15 protein-coding genes are annotated in these 16,517 nt (G+C 72.1%); 8 read left to right on the forward strand and 7 right to left on the reverse strand.

Annotation, left to right across the window (positions count from 1 at the left end; all coding sequences use genetic code 11):
- Nucleotides 1-58 precede the first annotated feature (58 nt).
- Nucleotides 59-1,252: an ROK family transcriptional regulator gene (locus tag ACSDR0_RS21130; protein WP_435290576.1), complete on the reverse strand. Its 1,194-nt coding sequence runs from the start codon at nucleotides 1,250-1,252 to the stop codon at nucleotides 59-61.
- 145 nt (nucleotides 1,253-1,397) lie between these two features.
- On the opposite strand from ACSDR0_RS21130, the gene zwf reads away from it, so the two are divergent.
- The 7 genes from zwf to ACSDR0_RS21165 all read left to right on the forward strand — a co-directional run bounded on the left by zwf (nucleotide 1,398) and on the right by ACSDR0_RS21165 (nucleotide 9,719).
- The gene (gene zwf / locus ACSDR0_RS21135; RefSeq protein ID WP_435290577.1) at nucleotides 1,398-2,873 is read left to right on the forward strand and encodes a glucose-6-phosphate dehydrogenase; all 1,476 of its coding nucleotides are present in this window, start codon (nucleotides 1,398-1,400) and stop codon (nucleotides 2,871-2,873) included.
- Between the two features lie 71 nt (nucleotides 2,874-2,944).
- Nucleotides 2,945-4,840 (forward strand): phosphogluconate dehydratase, encoded by a 1,896-nt coding sequence (edd, locus tag ACSDR0_RS21140; protein ID WP_435290618.1) that lies wholly within the window; start codon nucleotides 2,945-2,947, stop codon nucleotides 4,838-4,840.
- 58 nt (nucleotides 4,841-4,898) lie between these two features.
- On the forward strand, nucleotides 4,899-5,855 hold the full coding sequence (locus ACSDR0_RS21145) for a glucokinase (protein ID WP_435290578.1): 957 nt from the start codon (nucleotides 4,899-4,901) through the stop codon (nucleotides 5,853-5,855).
- The gene (eda, locus tag ACSDR0_RS21150) at nucleotides 5,852-6,463 is read left to right on the forward strand and encodes a bifunctional 4-hydroxy-2-oxoglutarate aldolase/2-dehydro-3-deoxy-phosphogluconate aldolase (protein ID WP_435290579.1); all 612 of its coding nucleotides are present in this window, start codon (nucleotides 5,852-5,854) and stop codon (nucleotides 6,461-6,463) included. The genes ACSDR0_RS21145 and eda overlap by 4 nt, the downstream gene beginning before the upstream one ends.
- A gap of 272 nt (nucleotides 6,464-6,735) precedes the next feature.
- Nucleotides 6,736-7,986 carry a TIGR03118 family protein gene (locus ACSDR0_RS21155; RefSeq protein ID WP_435290580.1) on the forward strand — a complete coding sequence of 417 codons (1,251 nt, stop codon included), beginning with the start codon at nucleotides 6,736-6,738 and terminating at the stop codon, nucleotides 7,984-7,986.
- 717 nt (nucleotides 7,987-8,703) lie between these two features.
- The gene (locus tag ACSDR0_RS21160; RefSeq protein ID WP_435290581.1) at nucleotides 8,704-9,324 is read left to right on the forward strand and encodes an AAA family ATPase; all 621 of its coding nucleotides are present in this window, start codon (nucleotides 8,704-8,706) and stop codon (nucleotides 9,322-9,324) included.
- A 68-nt stretch (nucleotides 9,325-9,392) separates the two neighbouring features.
- Nucleotides 9,393-9,719, forward strand: coding sequence for a cupin (locus tag ACSDR0_RS21165; protein WP_435290582.1), 327 nt, complete (start codon nucleotides 9,393-9,395; stop codon nucleotides 9,717-9,719).
- 192 nt (nucleotides 9,720-9,911) lie between these two features.
- On the opposite strand, the gene ACSDR0_RS21170 is transcribed toward ACSDR0_RS21165, so the two are convergent.
- Nucleotides 9,912-10,403, reverse strand: coding sequence for an Lrp/AsnC family transcriptional regulator (locus tag ACSDR0_RS21170; protein WP_435290583.1), 492 nt, complete (start codon nucleotides 10,401-10,403; stop codon nucleotides 9,912-9,914).
- A gap of 113 nt (nucleotides 10,404-10,516) precedes the next feature.
- On the opposite strand from ACSDR0_RS21170, the gene ACSDR0_RS21175 reads away from it, so the two are divergent.
- The gene (locus ACSDR0_RS21175; RefSeq protein WP_435290584.1) at nucleotides 10,517-10,987 is read left to right on the forward strand and encodes a DUF2000 domain-containing protein; all 471 of its coding nucleotides are present in this window, start codon (nucleotides 10,517-10,519) and stop codon (nucleotides 10,985-10,987) included.
- 29 nt (nucleotides 10,988-11,016) lie between these two features.
- Here the strand turns inward: ACSDR0_RS21175 and ACSDR0_RS21180 are convergent, their stop codons facing one another.
- The 5 genes from ACSDR0_RS21180 to ACSDR0_RS21200 all read right to left on the reverse strand — a co-directional run bounded on the left by ACSDR0_RS21180 (nucleotide 11,017) and on the right by ACSDR0_RS21200 (nucleotide 16,386).
- Nucleotides 11,017-11,910, reverse strand: coding sequence for an ABC transporter ATP-binding protein (locus tag ACSDR0_RS21180; protein ID WP_435290585.1), 894 nt, complete (start codon nucleotides 11,908-11,910; stop codon nucleotides 11,017-11,019).
- On the reverse strand, nucleotides 11,907-12,719 hold the full coding sequence (locus ACSDR0_RS21185; RefSeq protein ID WP_435290586.1) for an ATP-binding cassette domain-containing protein: 813 nt from the start codon (nucleotides 12,717-12,719) through the stop codon (nucleotides 11,907-11,909). The genes ACSDR0_RS21180 and ACSDR0_RS21185 overlap by 4 nt, the downstream gene beginning before the upstream one ends.
- Entirely contained in the window at nucleotides 12,716-13,573 is an 858-nt protein-coding gene (locus ACSDR0_RS21190; protein WP_435290587.1) for an ABC transporter permease, read from the reverse strand. Before ACSDR0_RS21190 ends, ACSDR0_RS21185 begins: the two co-directional genes overlap by 4 nt.
- A complete protein-coding gene (locus tag ACSDR0_RS21195; RefSeq protein ID WP_435290588.1) occupies nucleotides 13,570-14,535 on the reverse strand; it encodes an ABC transporter permease in 966 nt (321 codons plus the stop codon). The genes ACSDR0_RS21190 and ACSDR0_RS21195 overlap by 4 nt, the downstream gene beginning before the upstream one ends.
- Before the next feature lie 300 nt (nucleotides 14,536-14,835).
- The gene (locus ACSDR0_RS21200) at nucleotides 14,836-16,386 is read right to left on the reverse strand and encodes an ABC transporter substrate-binding protein (protein ID WP_435290589.1); all 1,551 of its coding nucleotides are present in this window, start codon (nucleotides 16,384-16,386) and stop codon (nucleotides 14,836-14,838) included.
- Between the last annotated feature and the right edge of the window lie 131 nt (nucleotides 16,387-16,517).

A 16,517-nucleotide genomic window follows, 5' to 3' on the forward strand; every position in this document is an offset into this window, starting at 1 on the left:
CGAGGGAACGGAGCGACCGCCGACCGGCGGCCAGGAACGCGCCGACGGCCCGGAGCCCTCAGGCGAGGGAACGGAGCGGCTGCCGGCCGGCGGAGTCGACGGCCTCGGGCGACAGGATGTGGTCCAGGACCATGTGGGCGCAGCCGATGATCCCGGCGCTCGGGCCGAGCCTGCTGCGCTCTATCCGCAGGTTGCGGGTGGCCAGGGCCGTCGAGCGGCGGTGGATGACCTCGCGGACCCCCGAGACCATCGGCTGGAAGGTCTCCGCGACGTCGCCGCCGAGGACGACCACCGAGGGGTTGAGCAGGTTGACCGCGCTGGCGACGACCTCGCCGAGCATCCGGGCGGCGTTGCGGACCACGGTCATGGTCTCCGCGTCTCCGGCCCTGACCAGGCTCACCACGTCGGCCAGGGTCTTGACCTCGTGCCCCCTGGCGCGGAGCTGGCGCAGGATCGCGGTGCCGCTGGCGACGGAGTCGACGCAGTCGATGTTGCCGCAGCGGCAGAGGACTCCCCCGCCGTCGCGGACCGGGATGTGCCCGATCTCCCCCGCGGCGCCCAGCGCCCCTCGCAGGATCTCGCCCCCGGCGATCACCCCGGAACCGATCCGGGTGGAGACCTTGATGAACAGCAGGTCGTCGGCCTCGCCCGCGTAGATCTCGCGGTGCTCGCCGATCGCGATGACGTTCACGTCGTTGTCGAGGAAGACGGGGACGGGGAAGCGCTCGGCGATGATCGGCGGGATGGCCACGCCGGTCCAGCTGGCCATGATCCGGGCGCTCTCGGTGCGGCCCGCCGCGAACTCCACCGTGGCGGGGACGCCCAGGCCGACCCCGCGGATCAGGGAGGCGGGGCGGTCGCCGAGCAGGTCGCTCCAGGTCTGCATGACCAGGGGCAGGACGACGTCCGGGCCCTCCTCCACGTCCACGGACAGGGCGGCGTCGGCCAACACCTTGCCCGTGAGGTCGCAGACGGCGATCTGCGCGCGGCTCGCGCCCAGCGAGCCGACCAGGACGACCCCGCCGGAGGCGTTGAAGATCAGGCGGGTGGGCGGGCGGCCTCCGGTGGAGGGGCCCTCGCTGTTCTCCACCACGAGGCGCCGGTCCAGCAGCTCGGTGACGCGCAGTGACACCGCGGGTCTGGACAGGCCGGTGACACGCCCTATGTCCGCGCGGGTGACCGCCTCGCCGGAGCGGATGAGGCGCAGCACCTCACCGCTGGTGGCCAGCGTGGCAGCGGGACGTCGAGGCATCCGCCAAGTGAATCACACCCACTTAAGGAATGAAAACTTCCTACTTTCTCATCTCAAATGACAAAACTCCGCTTGTGTAGAGCGCAAGATCTAGCTAGTGTCCGATCTATCCCTAATTTCGGTAATCCCTATGGAGCGCTTCCTCATGTCTGAGACCCCGCAACCCGCCGACCTCATCGTCTTCGGCGGCACCGGCGACCTCTCCATGCGGAAGCTCCTCCCGGCGCTCTACCACTCCGACCGCGACGGGCGTCTCGCCCCCGAGACCCGCGTGATCGCCATGTCCCGGGGCGGGCTCGACGACGCCGACTTCCGCGGCAAGGTGGACGCCGAGGTGCGCAGCTCGGTGCCGGTGGACGACCTCGACACCTGGCAGCGCTTCCTCGGCCGCCTGCACCACGTCACCGTCGACATCGGCGGCCAGGACCCAACGGGGTGGGCGAGGCTCGCCGGCATGCTCGGCGGGCACGAGCAGCGCGAGCGGGTGTTCTACCTGGCCAGCCCGCCCATGACGTTCGGCCCGTTCTGCCGGGAGGCGCACCGCGCCGGCCTGGTCACCCCCGCCTCTCGGGTGGTGCTGGAGAAGCCCCTCGGACGCGACCTGTCCAGCGCGCTGCGCATCAACGACGAGGTCGGCGCCATCTTCGACGAGCGGCAGATCTACCGCATCGACCACTACCTGGGCAAGGAGACGGTCCAGAACCTCCTCGTGCTCCGGTTCGCCAACGCGTTCCTGGAGCCGATCTGGAACTCCCTCTGGATCGACCACGTCCAGATCACCGTCGCCGAGACCGTCGGCACCCCCGGCCGGCGCGGCTACTACGACCACGCGGGCGCGCTGCGCGACATGGTGCAGAACCACCTGCTCCAGCTGCTGTGCCTGGTGGCGATGGAGCCGCCGTCGCGCAACGACCGCGAGTCGATCCGCGACGAGAAGGTCAAGGTCCTGCAGTCTCTGCGGCCCATCACCGGCGGCGAGGTGGACCGTTTCACCGTACGCGGCCAGTACACGGCGGGCGAGTCCGGCGGCGTCCAGGTGCCCGGCTACCTCGACGAGCCCGACAACACCGCGCCCACCGAGGGCTCCCGCCGGGTGGAGACCTTCGCCGCGATCCGCGCCGAGGTGAAGAACTGGCGCTGGGCCGGGGTGCCGTTCTACCTGCGTACGGGCAAGCGCATGCCGTACCGCCACTCGGAGATCGTGGTGCAGTTCAAGGACGTTCCCCACTCGATCTTCCCCGGCAACACCCCCAACCGGCTGGTGCTCCGGCTGCAGCCGAGCGAGGGCATCCAGCTGAACATCATGGCCAAGGAGCCGGGCGCGGGCGAGGTGGCGCTCAAGCCGGTCCCGCTCAGCCTCAGCTTCGCCGAGACCTTCACCGGCCGGGTGCCCGAGGCCTACGAGCGGCTGCTCATGGACGTCCTCACCGGCAACCCGACCCTGTTCATGCGGCGCGACGAGGTCGAGGCCGCCTGGCGGTGGATCGATCCGATCCTCGCCGAGTGGGAGTCCCAGGGAACCCCGCCCGAGCCGTACCCGGCGGGCAGCGCGGGTCCCGCCACGGCCCACGAGCTCGTCGGCCGCAGCGGCCGCGTCTGGCACGAGGAGGGACTGGCGTGAGCGCGCGAGCGGAACACCCGGACCGGAACGACCACACCACCACAGACGCCGACCACGACCGAGGAGGCCGGATGCACCCCGTGATCCAGGAGGTGACCGACCGTCTGGTCGAGCGCAGCCGCCCCAGCCGCACCGCGTACCTGAGGCGGCTGCACGCCGAGGCCGAGGCGGCCCGGCTGCGCGGTCCCGCCAGGGCGAGCCTGGGCTGCGCCAACCTGGCGCACGGCTTCGCCGCCGTGGGGGACGGCGACAAGCGGGACCTGCGCGCCAACGTCAAGCCGGGCGTGGCGATCGTGTCGAGCTACAACGACATGCTGTCGGCGCACCAGCCGTACGAGGCCTACCCGGCGATCCTCAAGGCCGCCGTCAGGAAGGCGGGCGGCGTCGCGCAGTTCGCCGGGGGCGTTCCCGCGATGTGCGACGGCGTCACCCAGGGCCGGGCGGGCATGGAGCTGTCGCTCTACAGCCGCGAGGTGATCGCGATGGCCACCGCGATCGCGCTCTCGCACGACATGTTCGACGCCTCCCTCATGCTCGGCGTCTGCGACAAGATCGTTCCAGGCCTGCTGATCGGGGCGCTGCACTTCGGCCACCTGCCCGCGGTGTTCGTCCCCGCCGGGCCGATGACCTCCGGCCTGCCCAACAAGGTCAAGGCCCGCACCCGGCAGCTGTTCGCCGAGGGCAAGGTCGGCAAGGACGAGCTGCTCGACGCCGAGGCGAAGTCGTACCACTCCCCCGGCACCTGCACCTTCTACGGCACCGCCAACTCCAACCAGGTCATGATCGAGGTCATGGGCCTGCACCTGCCCGGCTCGACGTTCGTCAACCCGCGCACCGAGCTGCGCGAGGCCCTGACGAAGGCGGCGGGCAGGCGGGCGGTCGAGCTGACCGCGCACGGCGCCGAGTACACCCCCGTCGGCGAGGTCGTCGACGAGAAGGCGATCGTCAACGCCTGCGTCGCGCTGCTGGCGACCGGCGGCTCGACCAACCACACCATGCACATCGTCGCCATCGCCGCGGCGGCCGGCATCGAGCTCCTCTGGGACGACCTGGCCGCGCTGTCGAAGGCCGTGCCGCTGCTGACCCGCATGTACCCCAACGGCCAGGCGGACGTGAACCACTTCCAGGCCGCGGGCGGCATGCAGGTGCTCATCGGCGACCTGCTGGACGCCGGGCTGCTCCACGGCGACGTGCTGACGATCGCCGGGCGCGGGCTGGACCACTACCGCTCGGCCGTCGAGCTGAAGGAGGGCGAGCTGGTCTGGCAGGAGCGCACCGAGGGCAGCGGCGACCTCGACGTGCTGCGCCCGGTCTCCGACGCGTTCTCCGCCGACGGCGGCATCCACATGCTCGACGGCAACCTGGGCCGGGCGGTCAGCAAGGTCTCCGCGGTCAAGGAGGAGCACCTGGTCATCGAGGCCCCGGCCAAGGTCTTCGACGACCAGCTGGAGCTGCTGCGCGCCTTCGACGCGGGCGAGCTGGACGGGCAGGACTTCGTGGCGGTCATCCGCTACCAGGGGCCGAGCGCCAACGGCATGCCCGAGCTGCACAAGCTGACCCCGCCGATGGCGGTGCTGCTGGACAGGGGGCAGCGCGTGGCGATCGTCACCGACGGCCGCATGTCCGGGGCGTCCGGCAAGGTGCCCGCCGCCATCCACCTGTCGCCCGAGGCCGCCGACGGCGGTCCCATCGCGCTGGTGCGGGACGGCGACCCGATCCGCCTCGACGCCGCCGCGGGCACCCTGGAACTGCTGGTCCCCGCGGAGGAGCTGGCCACCAGGCCCGTCCAGGGCGCACCACTCACCGACGCCCAGTGGGTGGGCACCGGCCGCGAGCTGTTCGGCGCCTTCCGCCGCGCGGCGGGCCCGGCCGAGCGCGGCGCGGGTGTCTTCGCCCTGAACGGCCACGCCGAGGCCGTCGCGAACGGCACCCGCCCGGCGACCGCCCAGAGCGGAATCCGGGCGTGAGCGCACCCGTCGTCTCCTTCGCACGGCCCACGGTCGCACGGTCCGCGAAGGAGATCTCGTGAGCCTTCCCTGGCTCGTCGCCGACATCGGCGGCACCAACGCCCGGTTCGGGCTGGTCACCGAGCGCGGTGGACAGCCCGAGGCGGTGGCCGTGCTCGCGGGCGCGGAACACGATGGCCTACCCGAAGCGGTAGCCGCCTATATCGCAGATCATGCGGGCGGAGTTCAGCCGGGAGCCGCGTGCGTCGCGATCGCGGGGCCCGTGGAGGGCGACCGCTACCGGCTCACCAACGCCGGGTGGACGGGGTCGGTGCGCGACCTGGGCATCCCGAACGCCTGGCTGCTCAACGACTTCGAGGCCCTGGCCGCGTCCCTGCCGTACCTGCGGGGCGACGACCTGATCTCCCTGGGCGGGCCCGAGCCCTCGCGCGGCGTCAAGGCCGTGCTCGGACCCGGGACCGGCCTCGGCGTGGGCGGCCTGGTGCCCTCGGCCGGGGGCTGGGTGCCGATCCCCGGGGAGGGCGGGCACGTCACCGCGCCCGTCCTCGACAGACGGGACCACGAGATCGTCCGGGCACTGCGCGCGGACGGCCTGGAGCACGTGGTGGCCGAGCACCTGCTGTCCGGGCCGGGACTGTCGCGCCTGCACCGGGGACTCGCGCTCGTCCACGGGACGGACGCGCCGGCGCTGTCCGCCTCCGACATCGTGACCCGGATGGACGACTCGCTGTGCGCGGAGACCGTCGAGGTCTTCTGCGCCATGCTCGGCACCTTCGCCGGGAACGTCGCCCTGACCCTCGGCGCGCGGGGCGGCGTCTACCTGGGCGGCGGCGTGCTGCCGCGTATCGTGGACCGCGTCCGCTCCAGCGACTTCCGCCGTCGCTTCGAGGCCACCCCGACCCTGAACGACTACCTTTCCGGCATCGCCACGGCGCTGATCGTGGCGCCCCAGCCCGCCCTGACCGGCGCGGCGGCCTGGCTGAACCAGCGCCTGTCCACCCTGGAGTTCGCATGAGTCTGCTCGACATCGCCCCGGTCGTCCCGGTCGTCGTGATCGACGATCCTGAGACCGCGGTCCCCCTGGCCCGCGCCCTGGTCGCGGGGGGCCTCCCCGTCATCGAGGTGACCCTCCGCACCGCCGCCGCCCTGGACGCCATCGCGCGCATCGCCGCCGAGGTCCCGGAGGCGGTGATCGGCGCGGGCACCATCCGCACCCCGGCCGACGTGGCGGCCGCCGTGGCGGCCGGTTCCAAGTTCCTGGTCAGCCCGGGAACCACCCCGGGTCTGGTCGACGCCATGGAGGTCAGCGGGGTGCCGTTCCTGCCCGGCGTGGCGACCGCGTCGGAGGTCATGGCCCTGGCCGACCGCGGGGTGACCGAGATGAAGTTCTTCCCGGCCGAGGCCGCCGGCGGCCTGCCGTACCTGAAGGCGCTCGGCGGCCCGCTGCCGCAGGTCAGGTTCTGCCCGACGGGCGGCATCAAGCTCGCGACGACCCCCGACTACCTCGCGCTGCCGAACGTCGGCTGCGTGGGCGGGACCTGGCTCACCCCGGCCGACGCGCTCGCCGCCGGCGACTACTCCAGGATCGAGAAACTGGCCGCCGAGGCGGCCGCCCTGCGCTGATCCTCCCCGTCCGGCAGGACCCCGACGAGACCTCGCGAGACCCCGCGGGCGCGCCTTCTCCTCCCTTGGCCCGCACGCGGCCATGAGTCGCCGTGACCCGGTGTGACGCTCATGGGATCCGGCCCGTGGACGCCCTGCCCGGCGGCCATGGGCCGCCCTTTTCCGCTCTTCCGACTCCTCCCAGGTCCAGGCCTTTCACAAACGGACTGAACCGCGCACGAACCCCACGCGTATCTCGCGGCGAAAGGCACTCCCTCACAGAGGAGCCATGAATGCGAGTACGCATCGTCACGATCTGCGCCACGGTTCTGGTCATGGGCGTCGCCGGTACGGCGTCCGCCGGGACCCATCAGGCGCAGGCCGGAGCGAAACAGACCAAGGCTGGAAGCGGCCCGGAGAAAGCCGGCCGGCAGAACCTGCGAAACCATTTCGCGGTCACCAACCTGGTCTCGGACGTCAGCGGACGGGCCGCGGTCACCGACCCCACGCTGGTCAACCCGTGGGGACTGGCCATGGGCAAGACCCTCTGGGTCTCGGCCGCGGGCACCGGCCTGGCCACGGTCTACTCCGGCGGCGCGGGCACCGTGAAGCAGGAGAAGACGCAGGTTCGCGTCCCCGGCGGCAGGCCCACCGGGCAGGTCGTCAACACGGGCGAGGAGTTCGTCGTCAAGGGTCCCGGTGGTTCCGGGCCGGCCACGTTCATCTTCGCCAGCCCCAGCGGGGCGATCACCGGCTGGAACGCCGAGGCCGACCCGGACGACGCGATCATCAGCGCGTTCGTCAAGGGCGCCGACTTCAAGGGCCTGGCCCTGGCCCAGACGAACCGGGGGGCGATGCTGCTGGCCGCCGACTTCGCCCGCAACAGGATCCACGTCTTCGACGGCGACTTCGACCGGATCTCGTTCGGCCGGCGCGCGTTCCAGGACCCCGGCCTGCCGGAGGACTACGCGCCGTTCAACGTGGAGGTCGTGGGCAACTCCATCCTCGTCGCGTACGCCAAGCGCGACCCCGAGACCGGCAAGTCGGTGGCCGGGCAGGGCAAGGGGTTCGTCAGCCAGTTCAACGGCTCGGGCCGGTTCGTCGGCCGCTTCGCTGCGCGCGGAGCCCTCAACGCGCCCTGGGCCATGACGCTGGCCCCGAAGGGCTTCGGCGCCCACTCCGGCGCCCTGCTGGTCGGCAACTTCGGCGACGGCCGGATCAACGCCTACAACCCGCGCAACGGCCGCCCGCTCGGCCCGCTGCGCTCCTCCGACGGCAAGGCCATCACCCTGGGCGGCCTGTGGGACCTGGAACGCGGTACCGAGACCGTCGGCGGCACGAACTCCCTGTGGTTCAGCGCCGGCAGCGACGGCGGCACGCACGGCCTGCTCGGCCTGATCCGGCCTTCGGGAGCGGCCAACCCGACGAGCTCCCCCACGGGCACCGCGTCCCCCTCTCCCTCCGCCTCGCACCCGAGCTCCCACAACTCCGGTTCCAACAACTCCGGCTCCAACAACTCGAACAACTCCGGTTACAACTACTGACGGACCACCGACGGGCGTCAGGGCCCGGGGTTTCTCCGGCGGCGCCGGCACCCTCACACCAGCGGATCGCGCGACCGGGCCGGCAGGCCGGATCGCGGATCGGCGGAGGGGTGCCGGCGCCGCGGCGCGTCCGGGCCGGTGCCCGGGGAGCGGGCCTCCGGCCGCCCCCGGAAGGCGTCCGGCCCGGCCCCACCCGAGACAGTCACCCCTCGGTGACCGCGCCACCGTCCGGCTTCCTTTAACCTTGAACGAACGAGGGGAGTACTTCCCAAGAGCCGGCCCGGTCAATACGGACGCCCTGCGGCGTCCCCGGACGGTCGCCCGCGAGGTGCGGGTGAAGGAGACCTCGAATGGCCGAGCGCATTCGAGGAGCGAGCATGCCCCTGACAATCCCCTCCCCCACCGGGCACCATCTCACCGGCCTCCCCCCTCCGCGACGTCCCTTTCTCCGGTGCCGGGTTCTCCGGGTCCTTCGGCGCGACGCCCCTCCCCGCCGTACCCCCACCGCGGCACGCCCCGCGGCCGGCGCCGGCCCGTACCGCCCGGGTCGTCGCACGCCACCATCTCCGGACGCGCCTCACGAGTAGCCCTCGGTCCGATCTTCGCCAGGTTCGCCCCCTCCGGCGACCGCCGGGCCGACGGCGAACTCGATTCCGCCACTGGAAGGCTGCGAGACGCACTATGAGAGAAGTTCCCCATACCAGCGAGGTGCACGCGATGGCCACCACACCGGCCAGCCGGTCCTCCGTCGAGGATCTGCGCTATCCGGCGGGGTCGCTGGTGCTCCTCGCCGGGCTCCCCGGCGCGGGCAAGAGCACCCTGCTCGACCGGCTGTACGGGCTGCGCGGCGACGAGAGGAACCCGGTGCGCGCCGGTGAGGCCCGCGTCATCGACTCACGCCAGTCCCGCAACTGGTGGGCCCGCTACCTGGGCCCGATCCCCCCGCGAGCCCGCATCCCGCTCGTGCACACCACCCACGTGGTGCGGATCGCCCGCGCCCTGCTGAAGGGACACAGCGTCGTCGCGCACACCCGCGGCACGTGGCCGCACATCCTGTACGGGTTCGCCTGGCTGGCCCGCAGGGTCGGCAGCGAGGTCCACCTGATCCTGCTCGACGTGGAGCCGAGGACGGCCCGCGAGGGGCAGCTCTCGCGCGGCCGGGTCGTCACGAGCGCGACCTTCGCCCGGCACTGCCGCCGCTGGCGGGTGATCATCGACCGCGCCCGCGGCGGCTCCTTCCCACCGGCCGCGAGCGTCACGATCCTCGACCGCCCCGCCGCGAACCTGCTTCGGGCCATACGTTTCGACGAGCGGCCCTCCGCGCGGCGTGACGGATGACTTTACCTTCGCCTGGCTCTGCGCCTCTCCGGGCCAGGGCAGGTTCAAAAGCGACCGGGAGGAATTCAATGATCGACGTACTGGCTCTCGCCGCGGAACACCTCGCCCTCGCCAGGGCGAGCACGCACGGCCGCAGTGCCCACACCTACCTCAACGAGGGCACGCTGCGTCAGGCGATCATCGCGCTGACCGCGGGAACGGCCCTCGGTGACCACGACGCCCCACCGGCCGCGAGCCTGCACGTCCTGTCGGGACGGGTCCGGCTCATCGACGACGAGCGGACCGTCGAGCTCGGCGCGGGCCAGACCGCTCCGATCCCGCAGCGGCGGCACTCGCTGGAGGCCGACGAGGAGTCGGTGGTCATCCTCACCAGCGTCGTCAACATCGGCGGCTGAGGCCCGCGCGGGCGGGCCTCGGCCCCGCCCGCTCCCCGCCGGGTGAGAGCCGCTCATGAACGGCCCCCGGCGCCCTCACGAGCGGATTCCGGCGTTTCGCGCTCGCTCGGGCCATGGACGCCGAGGATGGCCGCGGTCGGCTCGCCCGCCCGGGAGGGCGGCCTCCCCGGGCGAGGGCGCACGGGCCCGCTCTCAGCGCCGGCGGGTCCGTGGCGGGCTGGGCCGCTCGGGGGGCAGGACCTCGACGGAGGTCTTGCGGATGTGGTCGTAGACCAGTGAGGTGCGGACGTCGGCGATGTTGCGGTGCCGGGAGACGTGGTCGAGGACGAAGTCGCGCAGGTGGCCGGTGTCGCGTACGGCCACCTGGATGATGAAGTCGTCGCCGCCGGACACCACGAAGATCGCGAGGGTCTCGGGGAGCGCGGCGACGTGGTCGCGGAAGCCCTCGACCGCCTCCCTGATCTTGGGGTGCAGCCGGACGTTGATGAGCGCCTGGACCGGGCGGCCGATGGCGGCGAGGTTGACCTCGGCGTGGAAGCCCTCGATCACCTCCCTGTTGCGCAGGGACCGCACCCGCTCCAGGCAGGTCGAGGGTGCGATGCCGAGCCGCTCGGCCAGCTCGCGGTTGGTCTGGCGGCCGTCGCGCTGGAGCTCGGCGAGTATGGCCGTGTCAAGTTCGTCCATGGGCACATCTTCCCAGGAATCTCCGAACTTCCTTCGGAAACAGCGAGGTCGAGTTGTGTTTCCTGCGAGGCGGATGCGAACGTCCTCTCACAAGTTCGGAGAGAGGAAAGCGGATGACCATGCTGGCCGACTGGATCGACACCCTCGACCGCCGGACCGACCTGCCCACCCGGCGGCTTCCGGTGAAATGGGTGATCGTGATCGACCATGACCTGCCCCGCGGCCTGCAGGCCAACGCCGCCGCCTGCCTGGCCGCGTCCGTGGGCGGTGCCGTTCCCGCGATCCTGGGTTCGGCGGGCACCGACGCCTCGGGCCGCACCCACGCCGGGCTGCCCTGGACCGGGTGCACGGTGCTGGCCGCGCCCGCCGACGCCGTCCGCCGGATCAGGAACGAGGCCGCGGAGGAGGCGGAGCTGGTCGTCGCCGACATGGCGGCCATCGCGCAGCGGACCAACGTCTACGACGAGTATCTGGCCGGGCTGGCCCGCGCCGGCGGCGAGGACCTCTCGTACTACGCGGTGAGCCTGCTGGGCCCGCGCCAGACCGTGGAGCGCCTCACCGGCAAGCTCCCGCTGCTGCGCTAACGCGGCCGGGAGGGCCGGCCAGCGGCCGGTCAGGTGACGGGAAGCCTCGGCACGCTGTCGATCAGGCGCCGGGTGTAGGGGTGGCCCGGAGAGCCGAGCACGGTGGCGGTGTCGCCCTGCTCCACGATCCGGCCGTGTTCGAGGACCGCCGTGTGGTCGCAGAGCATCGCGACCACGGCGAGGTCGTGGGAGACCATCACGACGGTCAGCCCGTGGCTCTCGCGCAGCTCGGCCAGCAGGTCGATGACGCGTACGCGCGTGGAGACGTCCAGGGCGCTGACGGGCTCGTCGGCCAGCAGGACCCGCGGCTCGCACACGATGGCCCGCGCGATGGCGACGCGCTGGCGCTGGCCGCCGGAGAACTCGTGCGGGTAGCGGCGCGCGGCGTCGGCGGGCAGCCCGACGGCTTCGAGCGCGGCGGCGACGCGCAGGTCCGCGGCCGAGGCGTTCCACCGCGCCGCCGGTACCAGGCCGAGCGAGCGGAGCGGCTCGGCGACGATCCTGCCCACCCGCTGCCGCGGGTCGAGCGAGGAGTACGGGTCCTGGAACACGATCTGCACGCTGCGGCGGAACGCGCGCATCCGCCCGCGGTCGCGCGGCGAGAGCGGCGCCCCGTCGAAGAGGATCTCTCCGGCGGAGGGTACGGCCAGGCCGAGCAGCAGGCGCAGGAGCGTCGTCTTGCCCGCCCCCGACTCCCCGACCAGAGCCGTGCTGCGCCCCGGCAGCACCTGGAAGGAGACGTCGGAGAGCACGGGGGCCGCCGTCCCGCGGTAGGCGAAGCCCACCCGGCGCGCCTCCAGGATGGGCTGGACCACCGCGTCCGGGGTGGTCCCGTTCACCGCGCTGGCAGCGGGCCCGGCGGACTCGGTGGGCTTGACGGGCTTGACGGGCTCGGACGGCTGGTCCGGGATGGGCCGGGTCAACGGTTCGTCCAATCCAGTGCGCTGTCGAGGTGCCGGGCGCCCGCCACCAGCGACCGGGTGTACGGGTGGCGCGGCGCGTTCACGATCTCCCTGACGGTTCCCGACTCGACGGCCTCGCCGTCCTTGAGGACGAGGACGCGGTCGGTGATCCCTGAGACGACCGCGAGATCGTGGCCGATGAACAGCAGGGCCATGCCCCGGGCGGTGACCAGGCCGCCGAGCAGGGCGAGCACCTCCGCCTGAACCGTCACGTCGAGGGCCGTGGTCGGCTCGTCGGCGATGAGCAGCGCGGGCTCGCAGGCCAGGGCCATGGCGATGGCGACGCGCTGGCGCTGGCCGCCGGAGATCTCGTGCGGGTACGCCCGCGCGACACGGCCGGGCTCGGTGATCCGGACCTCCTGGAGCGCGTCGGCCACGGCGGCGCGCAGAGCGGCTCCGCGCAGCCCCCGCCTGCGCCTGATGGGCTCGGCGAGCTGGCGGCCGACCCTCATGAGCGGGTCGAGCGCCGTCAGGGGCTCCTGGAAGACGACCGACGCCGCCCGGCCGCGCAGCCCGTTCAGGCGCCGCTCGGAGGCGCCGACGACCTGGGACGGGCCCGCTCCCGGCGGGTCCAGTACGACGCTGCCGGACGCGGTCATGCCGGACGGCAGCAGCCCGATGATCGCGAGGGCGGTCAGCGACTTGCCGGACCCGGACTCGCCGATCAGGCCGAGCCGCTCGCCCGGGTCGATCGCGAAGGACAGGCCCCTGACGAGGTCGTGGCCGTCGGCGGAGCGCACGCGCAGTCCCGTGACGTCGAGCAGGCTCATCGCGTCCTCCTCCGGGTCGGGTCGGCCACGTCCCTGAGGCCGTCGGCGATCAGGTTCACCCCGACGACGAGCACGACCAGCAGCACGCCGGGGGCGATGGCGCCGACCGGCGCGGTGAGCACGGTCGCCTGGGCCTCCTGCAGCATGCGTCCCCACGAGGCGTTCGGCGGGGGCGGGCCGAGCCCCAGGTAGGACAGGGACGCCTCGGCCAGCGCGGCGAGCCCGAGCTGGAGCGCGAGGTTGACCAGCAGCGTCGGCCAGATGTTCGGCAGGATGTGCTCGGTCACCACGCGCGGCCAGGAGGTTCCCGAGGTGCGCGCGGCCGTGACGAAGTCCTGGGCCAGCACGCGCTTGACGAGCACCCGGGTCAGCCTCGCCACGATCGCGGACATGCCCAGCCCGATCGCCAGGACCGCCGAGCCGAGCGACGCCGAGCGCACCGCGACGACGAGCATGGCCAGGAGCAGGGTGGGGAAGGCGATGAGGATGTCGAGCAGCGCCGAGACCGTGTCGTCGAGCCACCGGGTGGCGAACCCGGCCGCGAGACCGGCGAGCACGCCGAGGACGCCGCCGAGCAGGACCGACCCGACCCCGACCGTCAGCGCGATCCGCGCGCCGATCATCAGCTGGGTGAGCAGGTCCCGGCCGAGCTTGTCGGTGCCCAGCGGGTGGGCGCCCCCCGGCGGCATGAGCCGGTCTCCGGAGGTGTCGTCCGGGGCGTACGGGAGCCAGAGGAGGGAGACGACCGCGACGACGACGACCAGGCCGGCGAGCACGCATCCGATCACGAGCGTGGTGGACCGCCGCGACCGGGCGGGGGCGTCCCGTACGGGGGCCGCGGGGGCGGCGTTCATCGCGGGCCTCCTGAGCCGGTGCCGCGCAGCCGGGGGTCGATGAGCCGCTGGGCGAGGTCCGCGGCGAAGCCGATCAGCAGGACCGCGAAGGTGCTGACGAACAGGATGCCCTGGATCACCGGGTAGTCGTGCTGGGCGATCCCCTTGACCAGCATGCCGCCGAGGCCGGGGAGGGCGAACACGCTCTCGACGACGACGGCCCCGAGGAAGGTCGTGGCGAGCTCGATCCCGAGGATGGAGACGACGGGCACGGCCGCGTTGCGCAGGCCGTGCCGCCACATCGCCCCGGTGAAGGAGGAGCCGAGCGCTCTGAAGGTCCGCAGGTGGTCGCTGCCGAGCACGTCCAGGGTGGCGGAGCGGACGTAGCGGACGAGCGAGGCCGACATGACGAGGGCGATCGTGACGACGGGCAGCGCCAGCGAGGTGAGGGCCGCGACCGGGTCGGCCCAGTCGTCCCTCGGGAAACCGCCGGCCGGGAACACCCTCAGCCGAAGCGCGAACACCGTGACCAGCAACATTCCCACCCAGAAGGCCGGGACCGCGATGCCCAGCTGGGACAGCCCGCTGAGCAGGAACCCGTACCAGGTGCCCGCGCGGTGGGCGGCGACGAAGCCGACCGGTACGGCGACGGCGACGGCCAGGAGGAAGGACAGCAGGGTCAGCGGGACGGTGACGACCAGGCGGGAGGCGATCTCCGGGCCGACCGGGAGGGTGCTGACGAACGACTCGCCCAGGTCGAGGACGACGAGCCGGCCGAGCCAGGTGGCGAACTGCTCGGGCAGCGGGCGGTCCGAGCCGATCTGCCGGCGGGCGGCCTCGATCTGCTCGGGGGTGGCCCCGACCGACAGCAGCGCGTTGGCGGGGTCGCCGGGCAGCAGGCGCAGCAGCAGGAACAGCACGACGCAGGCCAGGAGGAGCGAGACGACGAGGAACGCCGCCCGCCGCAGCAGGTAAGTGGTCATAGAGGACCGGACAGCGGGTTAGTGACCATGAAGCCGGACCGCGGGCGATCGAGCATGCAACCGGACAGCGGGTTAGTGACCATGGAGCCGGACAGCGGGTTAGTGATCATGGAGAACCAGGCGACGAGTGAGTGATCATGGAGGGCCGGGCGGCGGGCGAGTGGCCGTGAGAGACCGGACGGCGCGCGTGATCACGAGAAACCGGCCGGTGTCCGATCGCGGAGGATCGGGCGGCACGCGCCGGAGCCCGGCCGGCCGCGCGGGGCGGCCGGCCGGGCAGGCGGGATGCGGTGCCGGGCATCAGCCCTTCTTGATGCCGTAGGCGTGGAACTGCGAGTTGAGGCCGTTGACCGGGTAGCCCGACAGCGACGACGAGGCCACCACGATCTGCGGGTAGAGGTAGAGCCAGTCGCTGGCCGCGTCCTCGGCGATCCGCCGGTTGGCCTGCTTGAGCAGCTCGGCCTGCCGCTCGACGGTGTCGGCCCGCTCCGCCTCGTTGACCAGCTTGGTCACCTCGGGGTTGTCGTAGCCCCAGTAGAAGTCGGGGTTGCCGTACCAGACGACGTCGCGGTCGTTGACGTGCTCCTGCAGCGTGGCGGTGAAGTCGCGGTTCTTGAACACCTTGGTGTACCACTCGTCGGCGGTGATGACGTTGATCGTCACGTTGACGCCGATCTTGGCCAGCTCGCCCTTGATGAACGTGGCCGCGGTGGGGTGCGGGTCGTAGTTCGGGGTGTCGAGCGTGAAGTCGAAGCCGTTCGCGAAACCCGCCTCGGCGAGCTGCTTCTTGGCCAGCTCCACGTCGTAGGGGTCGACCGAGGTGAGGTCCTCGTACCACGGGTCGCTGGGCGGGACCATCGAGCCGATCGGCGTCCCGTAACCGCCCCAGATGGAGTCGAGCAGCTTGCGGTCGTCGATGGCGGAGCCGACGGCCTTGCGGACGAGCTTGTTGTCGAACGGCTTGGCCTTGTCGTTGAAGGCCAGCAGGAGCTTGGTCGTCGACCGGCCGTCGTTGACCTTGTAGTTCGGGTTGTTCTTGAACTGCTCCAGCGCGTCCGGGCTCTGCTCGCTGGTCACGATGTCGACGGCGTCGGTCAGCAGCGCGTTGTTGAGCGCGGTCGCCGAGGTGAAGTAGTGGAACACCACGCCCTTGTTCGTCGGGGCGGTGCCCCAGTAGCCGTCGAACGGCGTCAGGCTCAGCGTGGAGCCGCGCTTCCACTCGCCGAGCCGGTACGGGCCGGTGCCGTCCTCGGACTTCGCCAGGTCCTTCGCCGCGTCGTTGACGATCCAGACGTAGCTGAGGTTGTAGACGAACGAGATCGACTTGTTCTTCAACTTCACGACGACCGTGCCGTCGTCGGGGGTCTCGATGCTCTTGATGACGGCGAAGCTGCTCTTGCGGGCCGACTGCGACTTCTCCGCGGTGACCTGCTCGATGCTGTGCTTCACGTCGGCGGAGGTGAGGGGGTCGCCCGAGTGGAACGTGACGCCGTCGCGCAGGGCGAAGGTGTAGGTGAGGCCGTCGGAGCTAACCTCCTGGCTCTCGGCGAGCAGGTTCTCGACCTTGCCCTCGTCGGTGAGCCTGAACAGGCCCTCGTAGACGTTGCCGTTGAACGCCTCCGTCACGCCCTGCCCGCCACCGCCGGTGTTGTCGAGGTTCTGCGGCTCGTAGAGCGAACCGACCTCGATCGTCGCGGCCGGGTCGAAGGCGGCGGTCGTCCCCGCGGGCGCCGCGCTTCCCCCGGAGCCCGAACCGGAGCCGGAGCCGGAGTCCTGGCTCGAGCCGCAACCGGCGAGGGCCAGCGCGGCCGCGATCACGGCTCCGATGAACGGCGTCGTCTTCCTGTTCACTGTTCTCTCCTGATGGCCGTCCGTGCCATCGGGCCGCGCGGGAGGCGCGGGCATGATCGGCGATGCTCGCGGGGGCCGTTGCGGGCGTGGTTTGGGACAGCTCACTTCGTTACGGTCGGCGGGTGTGCGCC

Origin of the sequence: Streptosporangium sp. G11, from assembly GCF_051192615.1 — a bacterium.
Taxonomy (GTDB): domain Bacteria; phylum Actinomycetota; class Actinomycetes; order Streptosporangiales; family Streptosporangiaceae; genus Streptosporangium.